Annotated in this window: 20 protein-coding genes; 14 read left to right on the top strand and 6 right to left on the bottom strand. The window is 65.0% G+C overall.

The window, feature by feature from the left end; genetic code table 11:
• Window positions 1-10 precede the first annotated feature (10 nt).
• From U741_RS0104885 to U741_RS0104870, 4 genes are all read right to left on the bottom strand, one after another.
• Window positions 11-1348, bottom strand: a complete 1338-nt coding sequence (locus tag U741_RS0104885; protein WP_029889369.1) for a GldG family protein — start codon at window positions 1346-1348, stop codon at window positions 11-13.
• A gap of 11 nt (window positions 1349-1359) precedes the next feature.
• Window positions 1360-2100 (bottom strand): ABC transporter permease, encoded by a 741-nt coding sequence (locus U741_RS0104880; RefSeq protein ID WP_029889368.1) that lies wholly within the window; start codon window positions 2098-2100, stop codon window positions 1360-1362.
• On the bottom strand, window positions 2097-3044 hold the full coding sequence (locus tag U741_RS0104875) for an ABC transporter ATP-binding protein (RefSeq protein ID WP_029889367.1): 948 nt from the start codon (window positions 3042-3044) through the stop codon (window positions 2097-2099). Before U741_RS0104875 ends, U741_RS0104880 begins: the two co-directional genes overlap by 4 nt.
• Before the next feature lie 62 nt (window positions 3045-3106).
• Window positions 3107-4201, bottom strand: a complete 1095-nt coding sequence (locus tag U741_RS0104870; protein ID WP_029889366.1) for a TRAP transporter substrate-binding protein — start codon at window positions 4199-4201, stop codon at window positions 3107-3109.
• A 283-nt stretch (window positions 4202-4484) separates the two neighbouring features.
• Here U741_RS0104870 and rloA3 point away from each other — a divergent pair, with 283 nt between their 5' ends.
• The 11 genes from rloA3 to U741_RS18235 all read left to right on the top strand — a co-directional run bounded on the left by rloA3 (window position 4485) and on the right by U741_RS18235 (window position 12252).
• Window positions 4485-5042, top strand: a complete 558-nt coding sequence (gene rloA3, locus U741_RS0104865; RefSeq protein WP_029889365.1) for a retropepsin-like aspartic peptidase RloA3 — start codon at window positions 4485-4487, stop codon at window positions 5040-5042.
• Between the two features lie 84 nt (window positions 5043-5126).
• Window positions 5127-5600 (top strand): D-aminoacyl-tRNA deacylase, encoded by a 474-nt coding sequence (dtd, locus tag U741_RS0104860; RefSeq protein ID WP_029889364.1) that lies wholly within the window; start codon window positions 5127-5129, stop codon window positions 5598-5600.
• A 55-nt stretch (window positions 5601-5655) separates the two neighbouring features.
• Window positions 5656-6249, top strand: coding sequence for an imidazoleglycerol-phosphate dehydratase HisB (hisB, locus tag U741_RS0104855; protein ID WP_029889363.1), 594 nt, complete (start codon window positions 5656-5658; stop codon window positions 6247-6249).
• A 64-nt stretch (window positions 6250-6313) separates the two neighbouring features.
• A complete protein-coding gene (gene hisH, locus U741_RS0104850; protein ID WP_029889362.1) occupies window positions 6314-6955 on the top strand; it encodes an imidazole glycerol phosphate synthase subunit HisH in 642 nt (213 codons plus the stop codon).
• 137 nt (window positions 6956-7092) lie between these two features.
• Window positions 7093-7818, top strand: coding sequence for a 1-(5-phosphoribosyl)-5-[(5-phosphoribosylamino)methylideneamino]imidazole-4-carboxamide isomerase (hisA, locus tag U741_RS0104845; RefSeq protein ID WP_029889361.1), 726 nt, complete (start codon window positions 7093-7095; stop codon window positions 7816-7818).
• 184 nt (window positions 7819-8002) lie between these two features.
• Window positions 8003-8773: an imidazole glycerol phosphate synthase subunit HisF gene (gene hisF / locus U741_RS0104840; RefSeq protein ID WP_029889360.1), complete on the top strand. Its 771-nt coding sequence runs from the start codon at window positions 8003-8005 to the stop codon at window positions 8771-8773.
• A gap of 67 nt (window positions 8774-8840) precedes the next feature.
• Window positions 8841-9167, top strand: coding sequence for a phosphoribosyl-ATP diphosphatase (locus tag U741_RS0104835; protein WP_029889359.1), 327 nt, complete (start codon window positions 8841-8843; stop codon window positions 9165-9167).
• Window positions 9168-9177: 10 nt separating this feature from the next.
• The gene (tatA, locus tag U741_RS0104830) at window positions 9178-9411 is read left to right on the top strand and encodes a Sec-independent protein translocase subunit TatA (RefSeq protein ID WP_029889358.1); all 234 of its coding nucleotides are present in this window, start codon (window positions 9178-9180) and stop codon (window positions 9409-9411) included.
• Window positions 9412-9687: 276 nt separating this feature from the next.
• Entirely contained in the window at window positions 9688-10077 is a 390-nt protein-coding gene (tatB, locus tag U741_RS0104825; protein ID WP_052378502.1) for a Sec-independent protein translocase protein TatB, read from the top strand.
• A complete protein-coding gene (gene tatC / locus U741_RS0104820; protein WP_084154663.1) occupies window positions 10074-10850 on the top strand; it encodes a twin-arginine translocase subunit TatC in 777 nt (258 codons plus the stop codon). Before tatB ends, tatC begins: the two co-directional genes overlap by 4 nt.
• Window positions 10831-12252 (top strand): hypothetical protein, encoded by a 1422-nt coding sequence (locus U741_RS18235; RefSeq protein WP_152551496.1) that lies wholly within the window; start codon window positions 10831-10833, stop codon window positions 12250-12252. The genes tatC and U741_RS18235 overlap by 20 nt, the downstream gene beginning before the upstream one ends.
• Here U741_RS18235 and aroE read toward each other — a convergent pair.
• The gene (gene aroE, locus U741_RS0104810; RefSeq protein WP_029889354.1) at window positions 12249-13052 is read right to left on the bottom strand and encodes a shikimate dehydrogenase; all 804 of its coding nucleotides are present in this window, start codon (window positions 13050-13052) and stop codon (window positions 12249-12251) included. The genes U741_RS18235 and aroE overlap by 4 nt on opposite strands.
• Window positions 13049-14050 (bottom strand): porphobilinogen synthase, encoded by a 1002-nt coding sequence (gene hemB, locus U741_RS0104805; protein WP_029889353.1) that lies wholly within the window; start codon window positions 14048-14050, stop codon window positions 13049-13051. The genes aroE and hemB overlap by 4 nt, the downstream gene beginning before the upstream one ends.
• Before the next feature lie 77 nt (window positions 14051-14127).
• Here hemB and U741_RS0104800 point away from each other — a divergent pair, with 77 nt between their 5' ends.
• From U741_RS0104800 to glpK, 3 genes are all read left to right on the top strand, one after another.
• Window positions 14128-14700, top strand: coding sequence for a sigma-70 family RNA polymerase sigma factor (locus U741_RS0104800; protein ID WP_029889352.1), 573 nt, complete (start codon window positions 14128-14130; stop codon window positions 14698-14700).
• Window positions 14697-15692 carry an anti-sigma factor gene (locus U741_RS0104795; RefSeq protein ID WP_029889351.1) on the top strand — a complete coding sequence of 332 codons (996 nt, stop codon included), beginning with the start codon at window positions 14697-14699 and terminating at the stop codon, window positions 15690-15692. Before U741_RS0104800 ends, U741_RS0104795 begins: the two co-directional genes overlap by 4 nt.
• A gap of 77 nt (window positions 15693-15769) precedes the next feature.
• On the top strand, window positions 15770-17242 hold the full coding sequence (glpK, locus tag U741_RS0104790; RefSeq protein WP_029889350.1) for a glycerol kinase GlpK: 1473 nt from the start codon (window positions 15770-15772) through the stop codon (window positions 17240-17242).
• The last annotated feature ends 44 nt before the right edge of the window (window positions 17243-17286 follow it).

Here is a 17286-nt window from a genome sequence, read left to right as displayed (position 1 = left end):
CCCGCCGCGCTCAGCGCCGACGCCGGACGAACCAGCGCCCCACGCCGACCAGCAACAGGAGCAGTGGTAACACGATGACAAACACGGCCACGATGGCTTTACCGCCCAGCGGCGAGATGACGATGTCGGTGTCGGGCGCCTCGGGCACGCGGATGTTCAACTGCGCATCGCGCAGCGCCAGCCACTGCGCCAGGTTGAGCCCGAATGCTTCGTTACCGACCTCGGCCAGGTGCAGGTCAGAAAGGAAGTCCGCATCGCCAACCAGCGCCACGCGCTGGGTCCGGTTTTCGCCGTCGACTTCAAGGTCGCGGGTCAAGGTCGCGCCGATCAGCAGCGGACCGGGGATGTCGTCATCGTCCAGCGCCACCGTGCCACCGCTGATGTCGCCGGTTTCCAGCCACGCCGACTCACCGGCGACCAGCATCGGTTGCATCGTCCAGTCGTTGACCTTGTCGACAGCCATGGCGCGCACCAGCGGAAACAGCGTGATCTGGTCAAAGCCCTGGGTGACGGCATTGGCCGGATATTGGGTGGCCGCGAAGAAGCCGGGGTGTCCGGTGCCGATCACTTGGTAGTCCGGGAAGATGGCGTAGCCGTCGAGCCAGGTGACGCCCAGTTCGCCGGCCACCTCGGCCAGCCCCACCGGGTGATCGGGGTCGGCCAGCCACAGCAGATTGCCGCCGCGGGCGACGTAATCGCGCACCAGTTCGATCTCGCCCGGCAAATAGGCGCGCTCGGGGCTGGCCAGCACCAGGACGCTGGTGTTGTCGGGAATCGCCGGCGTTTCGGTGAGATTGACGCTTTGCACCTTCAGCCCGCGTTCGCGCAGGGCATTGGCGTAGCCGGTCAGCGCCCGCGAATCGTCTTCGCGACTGATGCTGCGCTCACCGTGGCCGGCCAGAAACACCACCCATTGCTCGCCGCTGACCGCCAGCCGCTGCAGCGCGGTGGTGACCATGGGCTCGGTGGTGCCGGGAATGGTTTCGCGGCGGCCGTCGTACTCGAGCACGATCTGCCCGGGCTCACGGATGTCGAATTCACGCACCTGTTGCGGCTGGGTGCTGGGGTCGATGAAGCGCACCTCGATGTCGGCCTTGGCGCGCTGGTAGCGGGCAAAGTCCAGCTCGATGTCGCGCCGCCGCGGGTCACCGGAGTAGACAAAGGCGCGGACGATGATCGGCCCGTCCATACTCGCCAGTTGTGCCTGACTGGCCTCGGTGAGGGTGTTGCGGCCACCGGCAGTCCAGTCCAGCGCCGCGGAAAAACGCGTCGACAGTACGCCGAGGATCACGATCAGCGCGATGAACAACAGCAGGCTGATCCACTTTTGCAGGGTTTGCGATTTCATCGATGAATCGGTCATTGGCGTTCAAGGTCCAGACGCTGCACCGTCAGCCCCAGAAACAGCGCGGTGAACAGGCCGTAGTAGGCGATGTCGGCAGTGTCGAACACGCCGCGGCGCAGGCTCTCGTAGTGTTCGATAAGTGACAGGTAACGAATCAGCTCGGCAAACGGCACACCATCCTGGTAACCCACCATGTTGACCAGCCAGATCGCCAGCAGCAGCCCGAAACTGGCCACCGCCGCGATCGTCGGCTCGCGGGTCAGCGACGACACGAACAATCCTGCGGCGGCAAACGCGCTCATCAGCAGCAGCAAGCCGAGCAGACCGGCCGCGACACGGCCCACGTCAAGATCGGTGGTCGGCAGCAGGGCCAGCGGCATCAAGGCCGTCACCGCCAGCATCACCACAATGAAGCCGACCACGCCCAAGAACTTGCCGAGCACGATTTCGGTGAGCGACACCGGTGCCGACAGCAGCAGATTGAGCGTGCCGCTTTTGCGCTCTTCGGCAAACAGCCGCATGGTCATCAGCGGCATGATCAGCAGCACCAGAATGGTCGCGAAGCCGAACACCTGACCCACCACCACGTCGGAGGCGCCGAAGCCGCCGCCAAAGCCGGGCTGGTTGATGAAGTCGAACAGCACGTTGACGAAGACGAAGCCGAGCAAGACCTGCACCACGGCGAGCACCGCCCACGCCAGCGGCGACAGAAAGATGCGGCGCAGTTCGGCGCGGGCAATGATCAAGATGTTCATGCCGCCTCCGCCAACGCGTCGCCCGAGGTCAACTCGACAAAAATGTCTTCCAGCGTGCGGGTCACGGCGCGCAGCTCGAACAGCCCCCATCCGCCTTGCGCAGCGGCCGTCGCCAGTGCTTCACGCGGGTCCTGCCCGGCCTGCACCTGCGCCATGAAGCGCGTGCCGCCAGGTAGCGCCGTCACCGATGCCACGCCGTCGATGCCGCGCAGCGCATCCAGGGTCGGCGGCTGCCGCAGGCCGATCTCGACCGTGTCGAAGCGCGCGTTCTCGGTGGCGGTCAGCGGTTCGTCGTAGACCGACAAACCGCGCGCGATGATCATCACCCGCGAGCACACCGCCTGAATCTCCGGAAGGATGTGGCTCGACAGAATCACCGAGTGATTGCGGCCCAGATCGGCAATCAGGCTGCGAATCTCGCGAATCTGGATCGGGTCCAGCCCCACCGTGGGCTCGTCGAGAATGATCACCGGTGGCCGGTGGATGATGGCCTGCGCCAAACCGACCCGCTGCTGGTAACCCTTCGACAGATTGCTGATCAGCCGACGTGAGACCTCCTCCAAGCCGCAGTCCTGCTTGGCGGACTGCACCGCGTCTTTGCGCCCAGCGCCGCGCAGACCGTGAAGGCCGGCGGCGAAATCGAGAAACTCATCAACGGTCAGCTCGCCATACACCGGCGGCTGTTCGGGCAAATAGCCCAGCGCCTGCTTGGCGGCCTTGGGATCGTCGGCCATCGAAACGCCCTTGATCGCCACCGTGCCGGCCGTGGGCTTGAGGGTGCCGGTGAGCATTTTCATGGTGGTGGACTTGCCCGCACCGTTGGGGCCCAACAGACCCAGCACTTCACCCTTGCGCAGGGTGAGCGACAGGTTTTGGACGGCGTTCTGCCGGCCGTAGCGGCGGGTCAGCCCTTGGGCCTCGATCAGAATGTCAGCGTCAGTCATGGGTCTGGACAGGATTCATCATTTCGGATGTGCGGCTTTGGATAGGGTCGCGGCCAAGGAGTTCAAGCACTGCGGGCATTGAGAAACGCCTGCTCGGCAATCGCCGTGCCCTGCAGCATTTCGACGCGGAACTTGCGGATCGACTCGGCGGCGCGCGCCAGCAGCGGCTCGCCCTTCTCGGCCTCGGCAAGGTACTGCTCGCTCTCGACCTTGAGCGCGGCCAGCACCTCGGGCGGCAGCGGACGCACATCGACACCGTGCTCCTCGACCAGGGTGGTCAGGGCGCCGTTGTTGCGCGCGGTCATCTCGGCCAGCATGGTGTGCGAGGTCGATTCGCAGGCGGTCTGGACGATGTACTGCAGGTCTTCCGGCAGCGCCTTCCACGCGTCCATGTTGACGATGGCTTCAAGCGTCGCGCCCGGCTCATGCCAGCCGGGATAGTAGTAATAGCGGGCGGCGCGGTGCAGGCCGAAGGCCAGATCGTTGTAAGGGCCGACAAATTCGGCGGCATCAATCGTGCCGGTGGACAGCGCGGTGAACAGCTCGCCGCCGGGAATATTGACCGGCACCACACCCAGCTTCGACAGAATCTCGCCGCCCAGTCCTGGCACGCGCATCTTCAAGCCGCGCAGGTCGGCCAGCGTGTCGATGGGTTTGTTGAACCAGCCCGCCATCTGTGTGCCGGTGTTACCGGCATCAAACGGCATCAGATTGAATTTTTCATACACCTCGCGCCACAGTTCCATGCCGCCGCCGTAGTAGAGCCAGGCGTTCTGTTCCTGAGCCGTAAAGCCGAACGGCACCGTGCAGAACAGCGGCGCCGAGGCGGCCTTGCCCTTCCAGTAATAGGCGGCGCCATGGCCCATTTGCGCGCTGCCACGCGACACCGCATCGAAGACTTCCAGCGCCGGTACCCGTTCGCCGGCGCCATACACGGACACGGTGAGTCGCCCGCCCGACATCTGTGTGATCCGTTCGGCCAGTCGCGCGGCGCCGGTCCCCAAGCCTGGAAAGTTCTTCGGCCAGGTGGTGTACATGCGCCATTCGACGCGTTCCTGAGCCGCGCCACTGGCGGTTTGCGCGACCTCGCCCGGCTCGCAGCCGGCCAACAAGGCGGTGCCCCCTGCCAAGCCCATCAATACGTCGCGACGCTGCATGAACAAGTTCTCCCCAAGGTGATTCAACGCGGGCCAAAGCCTACCGGAAGCCCGCTGAATCAGGGCGTCCGCCTGGGCAGGGCAGGTGGCGGATGACCCCGATCAACCCACATTCCGCCCCAAGGAATGAACAGGGCACACGCCAAACGCCGTTTTGGGTAACCATTTGCGCATTCTCGAGGGCTTGGAACGGACCCGACCCTCGGCCAAAGGCGTCGACCTGTGACCGGTTCCAAACGCCAAGGGCCCCACCAACGCCTCAACTCACTCGACGACGACCGACATGCGCCACCTTCTTCTTACGCTGTGCTTGCTCCTGACCGCCCACGCCGCCCATGCCGGCAAAGTCGACGGCAAGCATGTTTTTGGCTGGATTGAACATGCGAGCCTGGCGCCCTGGGGCGTGACGGTGAAAAGCAAACTGGACACCGGGGCACTGACCTCTTCCCTGCACGCCCGCAACATCGAGCGGTTTGAGAAGGACGGCGCGAAATGGGTGCGCTTTACCGTTGATGTCGAAGATCAGCGGACCGAAAAAGACGTTGTGCGGGTGTTTGAGCGCCCGCTTCATCGCAATGTGATCATCCGCGGCGCCGGCGGGGAGGAGCGTCGACCCGTCGTCTTGATGAACATCTGCTTCGGCGACACGGTCTATGAGGAGCAGTTCAGCCTCGAGAACCGCCAAGACATGCTCTACCCGGTGCTGATCGGTCGTCGCACCATTCAGCATTTGGGCCTGGTCGACGTCAAACGCACGTTCATGCGTGAGCCTGCCTGCGACGACGACAGCGAGGTGATGCCCTTCGACCCGGATGACACCGACGACGACGAAGGCGCCTGATTGATGCCCCCCGGTGCCAAGTGAGGCGGATGAGCCCGTGCACAAGCCCGCATGGCCGGACGCCCGGCGTGTCCATTTGAGTTCGTGAAAGCCCTGATCCAGCGTGTCAAAAGCGCCTCTGTCGCAGTGACGGATCACCCGGTCGCGGACATCGGCCCCGGCCTGCTGGTGATGGTCGGCTTCGAACCGGGTGACGACGAGGACCGCGTCGGCATATTGGTCCGGCGCTGCCTCGCCTACCGGGTGTTCGCCGACGCCACCGGCCGCATAAACCTGTCCCTGCACGCCTGCGGCGGCAGCCTGCTGCTGGTGCCGCAGTTCACCCTGGCGGCGGATACGCGCAGCGGCCTGCGCCCCAGTTTCTCCAGCAGCGCGCCACCGGCTTTGGCGCGCCGGCTGTTCGATCATGCCGTTGTTGTGGCCACGGACACGCTGGGTGCGGCCAGGGTGCAGCAGGGCCGGTTCGGCGCCGACATGGCGGTGAGCCTGATCAATGACGGCCCAGTGACCTTCTGGCTGGAGACCGGCAGGCCCACAGGCCCTGCGGCCGGGCGCTGACGCCACCCGTCCGAAGGCGTATCCTACGCGCCTCAAACGCCAGCCCTGACCGGGAATGACTGCCAGAACCGCCCGTATTTCGCGCACCACCTTGGAAACCCGCATCGACGTCGAGATCAATCTTGACGGCAGCGGTGCGCGCGAGCTCGACACCGGCATTCCGTTTCTCGACCACATGCTCGACCAGATTGCCCGTCACGGACTGATCGACCTCAAGGTCAAAGCCGAGGGTGATCGCCACATCGACGACCATCACAGCGTCGAAGACATCGGCATCACGCTGGGGCAGGCCATCGCCCAGGCGGTCGGCGACAAAAAGGGGCTGGTCCGCTACGGCCACGCCTATGTGCCGCTGGATGAAGCGCTGTCACGCGTGGTGATCGACCTGTCCGGCCGCCCCGGCCTGGAGTGGTTTGTCGAGTTCACCCGCGCCCGCATCGGCGATTTTGATGTCGACCTGTTCCGTGAGTTTTTCCAGGGACTGGTCAACCACGCGCAGATGACGCTGCACGTTGATGCCCTGCGCGGTCGCAACAGCCATCACATTGCCGAGACCGTGTTCAAGGCCTTCGGCAGGGCGCTGCGCATGGCCTGCACCGTCGATGCCCGCGCGGCGGGCGCCATGCCGTCGACCAAGGGCGTGCTTTAACACGCCTGCCGCGCGACGACCGTCGCGTTCGTTCCTCACTTCCTCATCACGTCCAGATTTTCCAATGCGAGCGATTGGCGTCATCGATTACGGCATGGGCAACCTGCATTCGCTCGGCAAGGCGCTGGAGCGCGTCTGCAGTGCGACCCGTGTGGAGGTCTCTTACGACCCCGACGTGTTGATGAAATGCGACCGCATCGTGCTGCCGGGCGTTGGCGGGGTGAAGGCGTGCATGAACGAGCTGCGACGCCTGGAGCTCAACGAGATGGTCCGCGAAGCCGCGCGCAGCAAGCCGCTGATGGGCATCTGCCTGGGCATGCAGGTGCTGCTCGATCACAGTGACGAAAACGGCGGCGTTGACGCCTTGGGCATCATCAGCGGCCAGGTAAGGCGCTTTCCCGACCCGCCCAAGGATCCGGCCGGCGCACGCCTCAAGGTGCCGCACATGGGGTGGAACCGCGTCCGTCACAGCATGCCCAACCACCCCATGTGGAACAACGTGCCCGACAACAGTTGGTTCTATTTCGTGCACAGCTATTACGTGGCGCTGGCCTCGGCGTCTGACCTGATGGGCGAGGCCGAGTACATCCAGCCCTTCACCGCCGCATTGGCACACGAGAACATCGTTGCCTTCCAGTTTCACCCCGAAAAAAGTCAGGCGACCGGCATCCAGTTGCTGACCAATTTCGTCGACTGGTCACCGTGATGAAGGTCACCAGAGTTGCGCCGCTGCTGCGAACTGCGGCAGTCTGAACATCAGGTTCAAGCCCCGCCCTCTCGCGCCATGTCGCTTGCGCCCATCCTCACCGATTCCTCACCGATCCAACGCCAGTTGTCCAACTCATGCTGCTGATTCCTGCAATTGACCTCAAAAATGGGGAATGTGTCCGCCTGCGCCAAGGACGGATGGACGATGTCACGGTCTTTTCCAAAGACCCGGTCGCCATGGCCCAGCGTTGGGCCGATGAAGGTGCTGAGCGCCTTCACGTGGTGGATCTGGACGGCGCCATGAAAGGGGAGCCGGTCAACCTGCGGGTGGTTGAGGCCATCGCCAAGGCCATCGGCATTCCGGTTCAGATTGGCGGCGGCATCCGTGACGAGGAAACTGTGCAGCGCTATCTCGATGCCGGTGTCGAGTACGTGATCATCGGCACGCGCGCGGTCAACGCGCCGCACTTTCTACACGACCTGTGCCTGGAATACCCGCGCCACATCATCGTCGGACTCGATGCGGTCGACGGTCGCGTGGCGCTCAACGGCTGGACCAAGGTGACAGGCCACGACGTCATTGAAACCGCGCTGCACTGCGAGCGCGATGGCGTCGAAGCCATCATTTACACCGACATCGGGCGCGACGGCATGATGAACGGCTTCAACGAAGAGGCCACCGGCAACCTTGCACGGGCACTCAAGACGCCGGTCTTCGCCAGCGGCGGTGTCAGCGCGCTCGCTGACATCGAGCGCCTCCGCACCCTCTCGGATGACGGTGTTGCCGGTGCCGTGATCGGTCGCGCGCTTTACGAGGGCAGCCTCGACTTCAAGGCCGCCGTCAAACTTGCGAAGAGCTAGGGCCTGTTAACAATTGCCGTATCGCTGCGTTGCCGTCTGTTTTTTCGCCAGGCAAGGCGCGACTGAGGAAATCTGGTTATTCCAAATGACGAAGGAGCAACGCCGCATGGCGGAAAAACAGACAGCAACCCGAAGGGGCCGGCCGCAGCGATGCGCCAATTGTTAACAAGCCCTAGAGCCTGACATGCTTGCCAAACGCATCGTGCCCTGCCTCGACATCGACCGTGGCCGGGTGGTCAAGGGCGTCAAGTTTGAATCGATCACCGATGCCGGCGATCCGGTCGAAGTCGCGCGTCGCTACGATCAGCAAGGCGCCGACGAGTTGGTGTTTCTCGACATCACCGCCAGCAGCGACGACCGACCGACCCTGTTCAAGACCGTCGAGGCCGTGGCCCGCGAAATTTACATTCCGTTGACCGTGGGCGGCGGCGTGCGCACCTGCGCCGACGTGCGCGCCCTGCTCTCGGCCGGCGCCGACAAGGTGAGCATCAACACCGCCGCCGTCGATCGCCCGCAACTGGTCGCTGAAGCCGGTGACCGCTACGGCGTGCAGTGCATCGTCGTGGCCATCGACGCCAAGCGCGTCAACAAAAAGAAAGAGCCGCTGCGTTGGGAAGTCTTCACCCATGGCGGGCGACGCTCGACCGGCATAGATGCCGTGGAGTGGGCGGTGCGAATGGCCAAACTGGGGGCGGGCGAGTTGCTGGTCACCAGCATGGACCGCGACGGCACCAAGGAAGGCTACGACCACGAATTGCTGCGCGCCATCAGCGACCAGGTCTCGGTACCGCTGATCGCCAGCGGCGGTGTCGGTGAGCTGAAGCACCTTTACGAAGGACTGATCGAGGGCGGCGCTGACGCCGTGCTGGCGGCAAGCATCTTTCACCATGGCACCCATACCGTCGGTGAGGCCAAGCGCTATTTGAAGGGCAAGGGTGTCAACATTCGCCTCTGAGTGCTTCGGGGGACATGGCTTGTGTAAGCTGTCGCGCTCCCGTCACGCCCAAGCGGCAAACTGATCGATGCCCGAAAACGACGTACTCGCCCGACTGGTCGAAGTGATTCGCGAACGCCAAAAAGGCGCGGATCCAGCGGCGTCGTATGTTGCCGGTCTGATGGCCAAGGGTGACGACGCCATACTGAAAAAGGTCGGCGAAGAAGCCGCCGAGGTTCTGATCGCCGCCAAGAACGGGGCGCCAGGACCGTTGTCCAACGAAGTGGCAGACCTGTGGTTTCACACCCTGGTCCTGCTGGTACACAAGGGCTTGAGCCTGGAGGACGTGACCGACGTCCTGGCCCAACGCTTCGGTCTGTCAGGTCTTGCCGAGAAAGCGGCACGCAATCACTGAGGAGTCAACAATGGGTTCATTCAGCATTTGGCACTGGTTGATCGTTCTGGTCATCGTGCTGGTCATTTTCGGCACCAAGAAGCTGCGCAATGCCGGGGGTGACCTGGGCGCGGGCATCAAGAACTTCAAACAGTCGATGAAAGAAGGCGACGCCGAAGCCAACAAAAATAGTGAGTCGCTCGCCGATCCAGAGAAGCACGCGTCGACCACCACTACCACGCAGTCTGAAAAAGACAAGGTCTAAAGACCTAGGGCCTGTTCGCGATTGTCGGATCGCCGCGTTGCCGTCTGTTTTTTCGCCAGGCAAGGCGCAACTGAGAAAATCTGGTAATTCCAAATGACGAAGGAGCAACGCCGCATGGCGGAAAAACAGGCAGCAACCCGAAGGGGCCGGCCGGTTCTGGCCCTGGGCTTCGTTGGTCGTCGCTTGTTTGGAATGACCAAACGGCGCTTCTCCCGCTTGCACAGGGCCATAACCGACTCGGCCGCGACGATGCGCCAATCGTGAACAGGCCCTAGCATGCTGGATTTCAGCTTTGCCGAGATCGCCATTGTTCTGGTGATTGCGCTGGTGGTGCTCGGCCCCGAAAAGCTGCCGAGGGCGGCGCGTGGCCTGGGCCGCTGGGTCGGCACCGCCAAGGGTTACATGCGCAACCTGACGGCCGAGCTCGACCGTGAAACCCGCGCCAGTGACCTGCGCAAAGAGCTCGAAGAAGCGCACCGGCTGCTTAAAGAAAAGGCTGGCGAAGCGGAGTCAAGCATGCGCGGCGAAATGACCGACCTCAAAGACAAGGTCACCCCGCGCAATCCGTTCAGCGATACCGCATCCAGCATCGAGGCACAGACCCGATCGCTGGGTGATTCGATTTCAGACAAGCCGTCCGCACCCGACAACAAAGACAAAACATGAGCGGCAACGCAAAGGTCGACGGCAAGGAACAGCCGCTGATGGCGCATCTGCTGGAGATGCGCGACCGGCTGCTGCGCATCGTGCTCGGCATGATGGTGGTGTTCATCCCGCTCACCTTCGTCGCACGCGACGTCTACACCGTCATCGCAACGCCGTTGATGGGTCTGCTGCCGGAAGGCACCACCATGATCGCGACCGAGGTCGCCTCGCCATTCTTCGCGCCCATCAAGCTGGCGGCGGCGCTGGCGTTCATCATTTCCATGCCGTGGACGCTGTGGCAGACGTGGTCGTTCATCGCGCCCGGCCTGTACAAAACCGAGCAGCGCTTCGTCGCGCCGCTGATGCTGTCGTCGACGCTGCTGTTCTATTCGGGCATCGCCTTCGCCTACTTCGCGGTCCTGCCAACGGTGTTCGGCTTCCTCATCGGCATGGCACCAGACGGCGTGTCGGTGATGACCGACATCAGCTCTTACCTGAGCTTCGTGCTGACCCTGTTCATCGCCTTTGGGCTCGCGTTTGAAACGCCGGTGGCCATCGTGTTGATGGTGCAGACCGGCTTGGTCACGACCGCCAAGCTGAAGAACATTCGCGAATACGTGTTCATCGGCGCGTTCGTGCTGGGCGCGATCTTCACGCCGCCCGACATCATTTCGCAGTTCATGCTCGCCGTGCCGGTCTATCTGCTCTACGAGTTGGGCATCTTCATCTCGCGCTGGGTCACCCCGAGCAACGCCGAGGATGAGGCGCAGCCGCGTGAGAACGACGCGGGCTGACACTGCCCGCATCCGACCGGCGACGCTGCCGGTCATCGCCTTGCTGGTGGGCCTGAGCGGCTGTGCCCATCGGCCCGCGACGCAGGTCGCTCCGCCACCGCAGCTTGCCGACTGCCAGACGCGCTTGTTGGCGGCAGACGATCAGGCCGCATCTGGCGACCAGGGTGATGCCGCGCGACGCCGCGTCGACGGGTTTCCCCACTACCGGCAGAACCGGCTGCTCGCCTCGTGGCGCGACGAGACGCTTGATGCCCACCAATGGGCGTCGCTGAGCGCCGCACTGCTGAATCTCGGCAATGAAGCGCGCGCCATTGAGGCTGCACGTCAGGGTCTGCAACCCGACCCCGCACTGACCAAGTGTGCCGCTCGGCTGCGCGATGCCGACCTGCAATCACCGCCCCGGCGCGCCGCCCTGCTGGCGCGCCTCGGCGTTGCCGATGATTACAGCCAGGGCCAGCGGCTGGCCGGCGGCTACTGGCTGGCGCGCCCGTTCCTGAAAGCCGGCATCGCCGGGTTTCACGCCACCATGGCCAAACGGTTCTCGGCTACGTCCGGCAACGCGGGTCAACTGACCCGTTACCGGCCCGAGCCCGCGCCCGAGGCCGCCGCAGCAACGAACGCCTGGCGCATCGACCCATTGGGGCTGCCGCAACTGGACGATGCCCAGTGGCAGGCGCTGGCGCGGCATCACGCGCCGCATTGGTGGGTTGAGACGGCGACCGACGACGACCGGCCCGTTGCCCCTGACCGTAACGCGGACGGCGCCCTCGTCACCAAGCCCCGCGCAGTCGTCTACTGGCACCCGACCCTGACCCGTTGGGGTGATCAGGTGCTGCCGGGCCTGGTTTACACGCTGTGGTTCCCGGCACGCACTGCCAGCGGCGCCTTCGACCCTTACGCCGGCACCCTGGACGGCATCGTCTGGCGTGTCGTGCTCGACAACGACGGCCAGCCGCTGGCGTACGACAGCATCCATCCCTGCGGCTGCTATCACTACGCTTACCCGGCGCAGGCGCTGACCCCGCAGCCACAGGACAACCCCGGTCAGGAGCGCGTGCTGATTCCGCAGTCGGTGGACGGCAGCGAGCCGTTGGCGCTGCGCGTCAGTGCGGGGGACCATCAGTTGCTGCGCGTCATGCCCGCGACCTCGGTCGTGTCAGACGCCGAGCAGACCTACGCTCTGCGGCCCTATCGCGAACTGGAAGTCGGCACCCTGTTTGATGACGACGGGCTGATCCGCGGCACCGAGCGTGGCGAGCGCTGGTGGCTGTGGCCGTCAGGGGTGATCAGCCCCGGCGCGATGCGTCAGTGGGGCCGCCACGCCACGGCGTTTATCGGCCGCGCGCACTTTGACGACCCACGTCATCTGGAACGGCTTTTTATCCCACCAGACAGGCCCTAACGCAGGGCTTTAAGCACCGGCGCCGTGTCGGGCGTCACGCCATGCCAGCGCGCAAAACTCGCGGCCGCCTGCTCGACCAGCATGCCAAGGCCATCGTGAACGACGCGCGCGCCCTCGGCCTTGGCCCACTCGGCAAATGGCGCGTGGGCGGTGCCGTAGCTGAGGTCGTAAGCCACGGCGCCGTCGGCGAACAGTTCGTCCGGCATGGGTGGCATGGGGCCACTGTGCCCCGCCGAGGTGGCGTTGATGACCAGATCAAAGGCATCACCCTTGAGCGCCCAGTGGGTGCGTGGTGTCAGGGTCCCAAGATCGGCGAAGGCTTCGCTCAACGCTTCGGGCTTCCAGGGGTTGCGATTGGAGATGACCAACGATGCCGGTCGGGTCGCCAGCAGCGGGGCGATGATGCCGCGCGCAGCGCCGCCAGCCCCGAGAATCAGCACCCGTTGGCCCGCCGTCACGACGCCCGCTCGCGCAAGGTCACGCACCAGTCCGGTGCCATCAGTGTTGTCGCCCTGCCAGCCGCTGTCGGTTCGGGTCAGCGTGTTGACCGCGCCCGCCCGCCGCGCGGCCTCGCTCAGGTCCTCGCACCGTGCCATCACCGTCTGCTTGTGCGGCAGCGTCACATTGAAACCGGCCCAGCCTTCGTCGTGCAGGGCGTCTAGCCGTGTGGCCAGATCCGCCTCGTCGATGGCGAGCGCCTGGTAGTCCAGTTCAATGCCGGCGGCGGCGGCGAACGCCGCGTGAATGCGTGGCGACAGGCTGTGCGCCACCGGCTGACCGATCACCGCGAAGCGTTTCATCGGGTCTGTTCCCGTAGCCACTCGGCGGCCTGCGCGGCGTAGTAGGTGAAGATGATGTCGGCGCCGCCGCGATGCAGACAGGTGAGCGCTTCCATCAGCACCGCACGCTCGTCGAGCATGCCTTGAGCGGCGGCGGCTTTCATCATGCTGTACTCACCGGACACTTGGTAGGCGGCCACCGGCACGCCAAATTCGGTCTTCACCCGGCGAATGATGTCGAGATAGGGCATGCCGGGCTTGACCATGACCATGTCGGCACCTTCGGCGAGATCCAGCGCCACTTCGCGCAGGGCCTCGTCGGTGTTGGCGGGGTCCATCTGGTAGGTCTGCTTGCCGGACTTGCCGAGGTTGGCCGACGAGCCCACCGCGTCGCGGAACGGGCCGTAAAACGCGCTGGCGTACTTGGCGGCATAAGACAGAATCAACACGTCGTGCAGGCCGTCGCGTTCCAGCACGCGGCGAATCTCGCCAATGCGGCCATCCATCATGTCGGACGGCGCCACCACATCGGCCCCGGCGCGCGCGTAGGCCAAAGCCTGTTTGCGCAACACTTCCACGGTGGCGTCGTTGTCGACCGCGCCATTGGCATCCAGCAGCCCGTCGTGTCCGTGAGTGGTGTATGGGTCGAGCGCGATGTCGACAATCACGCCGAGCGTGGGCGCGGCCGCCTTCACCACCGCGATAGCGCGCGGCACCAAGCCATCAGGGTTGAGCGCTTCTTCGCCCCGGTCGGACTTGAGTGCCTGCGGAATCACCGGAAACAGGGCGATGGCCGGGATGCCAAGCTCGACCAGCCGCCGCGCCTCAAGCGCCAGCGCCTCAAGCGTCAGCCGGGTGCAGCCCGGCATCGCAGCAATGGGCCCGGCGAGCGCGCCTTCGGCAACAAACAGCGGCTGCACAAGGTTGCCGGGCGACACCCGCGTCTCGCGCACCAGCTCGCGAATGAAGGGTGCTTGCCGCAAGCGGCGGGGACGGGTTTTGGGGAAGGCGCCAAGCATCGGACGTCCAGAGAAATGGGCAAGGGGCGCATGATAGCGGGCCGCCAACCGCACGGCCTTCCGTTATATTGTTGCGCATGGCACAACCCCGAGTCCCTGACGAAGCTGAGTCGCTGGCTGCGCTACTGCGTGCCACCGCAGCCAAAGACATGCGCGCGTTTCGACTGCTTTACGACGCGACCTCCTCGCATCTGCTGGGGGTACTGATGCGTATTCTTCGCCATCGTGAGCGGGCGGAGGATGCCTTGCAGGATTGCTACCTCAGAATCTGGAACAAGGCCGACTCCTATGCCGAAGAACGGGGTCATCCGTTGGCGTGGATGATGACCATTGCCCGCTATCGCGCGCTCGACCTGATCCGCGCCCACCGCGAACACCGTTCGACCGACGAAGAGGCCCTGCCAATGGACCTCGACTGGGCCGACGCCAGCGACGCGCCCGACAACCAGGCGGAAACCGATGAGCACCTGCACCGCCTCAACCACTGTCTTGAAGAACTCTCTGATGAGCAGCGCAAGGCCGTGATGCTGGCGTACTACGAAGGCTATACCCATCCCGAACTGGCCGAGCGCATGCGCAGCCCCCTGGGCACCGTGAAAAGTTGGGTACGCCGCGGTTTGCAGCGCCTTCGGGAATGCCTGGAACCATGAGCACCTGGAACGCCAAACTGCGCTCGATGCTGGCTGCCGCGTACGTGCTCGGCACCCTACGCGGACCGGCGCGTGCCGCCATGAAGCAGCGGCTGGCCCGTGACGCCAATCTGCGCGCAGCCGTTTATCGCTGGGAGCGACATTTCAGCGTGCTCAATCGCGGCTTCAAGCCGGTTCTGCCCTCTGAAGGCCAGTGGAAGCGTCTTGAAGCGGCTGCCGCCAAGATCGCCGCTGCGCCGCCGCCCGCTGCGGCCAAGGGTGACCACCCCGTGACATCCATTCCGCCGCTGACCGCCACCCGTCCGGGCGCGCGCGCCAAAGCACCGGCGACCGAAGCGTCGGCCAGCCCGGCCAGGGGCGGACGTCGCCAACCCCCGGCACTGGGCCCGCAGCATGCCGACCCTGCAACACCCACGGTCGCGCCACCCGTCAGCCCGCCGACTGCGCCACGCGGACCGACCGTGTCCGGCCCGATCACGCCGCGGGCAACCCGGCCGGACACCGCCGGGCGCCGATCTTCGCGCCGAGCGGCACGGCCGCCGAGCGGCCCGCTGCCATTGCTCAAGATCTGGGCGGTTGCCGCGTCCCTGCTGGCCGTGGTGCTCGGCGGCTTGCTCGGCGTCTCGCTGACGGATGAGGGCGCGCAGGTGCCGGAGCCGCAAGGCCTGTTGATGGCTGCACTGGCCACCGACGGCGGCCGTTGGGTGGTGCAGGCCACCGCCGACGGCGAACAGATTCTGGTGCAGGTGGAAGGCAATCCGAAGATGCCGGACAACCGCAGCGCCGAATTGTGGTGGATCGGCGAAGACGGCACGCCCGTATCGGTTGGCGTCTTGCCGATGACCGGCCGCCAGGTGCACACCCGTGAGGGCCTGACCGGCGATGAGCCGGTGCCGACCTTCGCAGTGAGCATCGAGCCTGAGGGCGGTTCGCCAACGGGCGCGCCCACCGGCAAGGTCATTACCACCTTCACGGCGGTGCGCAGCCTCTAGGGGCTTTCCGGACGTGACGTCTGGCTGCGTGGGTTAGGCTTCGCGCTTCGATCCCAACGACGAAGGCAACGCGACAGATGACGGCACTACTGGCCCTTGACCAGGGCACCACCAGCACCCGCGCCATCCTTTTTTCCCGCGAAGGCAAGGCCCTCGGCAGCCACCAGATCGAACTGCCGCAGTCGTACCCGAAGTCCGGGTGGGTGGAACACGACGCTGCGCTGATTGCCGAACACGCCCAAGCGGTCATTGTTGGCGCGCTCAAAAGCGCTAGCCTCCAAGCCTCGGATGTTGCCGGCATGGGCATCACCAACCAACGTGAAACCACGGTGGTATGGGACCGCACCACCGGCCAACCCATCCACCCCGCCATCGTCTGGCAAGACCGCCGCACCGCCAAATGGTGCGCCGACCGCGCCGAGCGCTCGGCGTGGCTTTCAGAGAAAACGGGGCTGCTGCTCGATCCTTATTTCTCGGCCACCAAGATCGCCTGGATACTCGACAAGGTGGACGGTGCCCGTGCCCGCGCCGAAAAAGGTGAGCTGGCCTTCGGCACCATCGACTGCTGGCTAATCTGGACCCTGACCGGCGGCAAGCGTCACGTCACCGACGCCACCAACGCCTGCCGCACCGCGCTGTTTAACCTCGACACGCAGGACTGGGACGACGAACTGCTGGACTTCTTCGGCGTGCCGCGCGCGATGCTACCCGAGGTGCTCGACAGCGCCGCCGACTTCGGCACCAGCGAAATCGAAGGCCTTGACGCGCCCATCGCCATCGCCGGGGTTGCCGGTGACCAGCAGGCCGCCACCGTCGGCCAGGCCTGCTTTTCGCCAGGCATGATCAAGTCGACCTACGGCACCGGCTGCTTCATGGTGCTCAACACCGGCACGCAGCGCGTCGCCTCACGCAACCGGCTGCTGACCACTGTGGCCTATCGCCTCAAGGGGCAGCCCACCTTCGCGCTGGAGGGCAGCATTTTCGTCGCCGGCGCGGCGGTGCAATGGCTGCGCGACGCCATGCACCTGATCTCCAATGCCGGAGAAACCGCCGAGATCGCAGCGTCCATCGAGCACACCAACGGCGTCTATCTGGTGCCGGCCTTCACCGGCCTGGGCGCACCGTACTGGGACCCGGAAGCGCGCGGCGCCATCTTTGGCCTGACGCGGGACTCCGGCATCGCCCACATCGTTCGCGCCGCGCTGGAGTCGGTCGGCTACCAGACCCGCGACCTGATGAATGCCATGCGCGAAGACGCCGTGCCGCCCAAAGAGTTGCGCGTCGACGGCGGCATGGTGGTCAACGACTGGCTCACCCAGAACCTCGCCGACACCCTGCAGATTCCGGTGGTGCGCCCCGAAGTGATCGAAACCACCGCGCTGGGTGCCGCGTTTCTCGCGGGTTTGCAGACCGGGGTCTACGCCTCGCTGGATGACATCAGCGCGCTGTGGGCCGAGCAGCGACGCTTCACCCCAAGTCTCGTCACAAACGATGCCGAGCGTCGATATGCTGGCTGGCGCGAAGCGGTCAGGCGCGTCAAAACCGGATGAAGGCACGCGGCCTGGCGCAACGTCGTCACGCCATACAAATGACC

The sequence above is a fragment of the Polycyclovorans algicola TG408 genome (genome assembly GCF_000711245.1).
GTDB lineage: Bacteria > Pseudomonadota > Gammaproteobacteria > Nevskiales > Nevskiaceae > Polycyclovorans > Polycyclovorans algicola.
The sequence above is the reverse complement of the archived record's forward strand: the minus strand, read 5'-3'. Positions and strand labels throughout refer to the sequence as shown.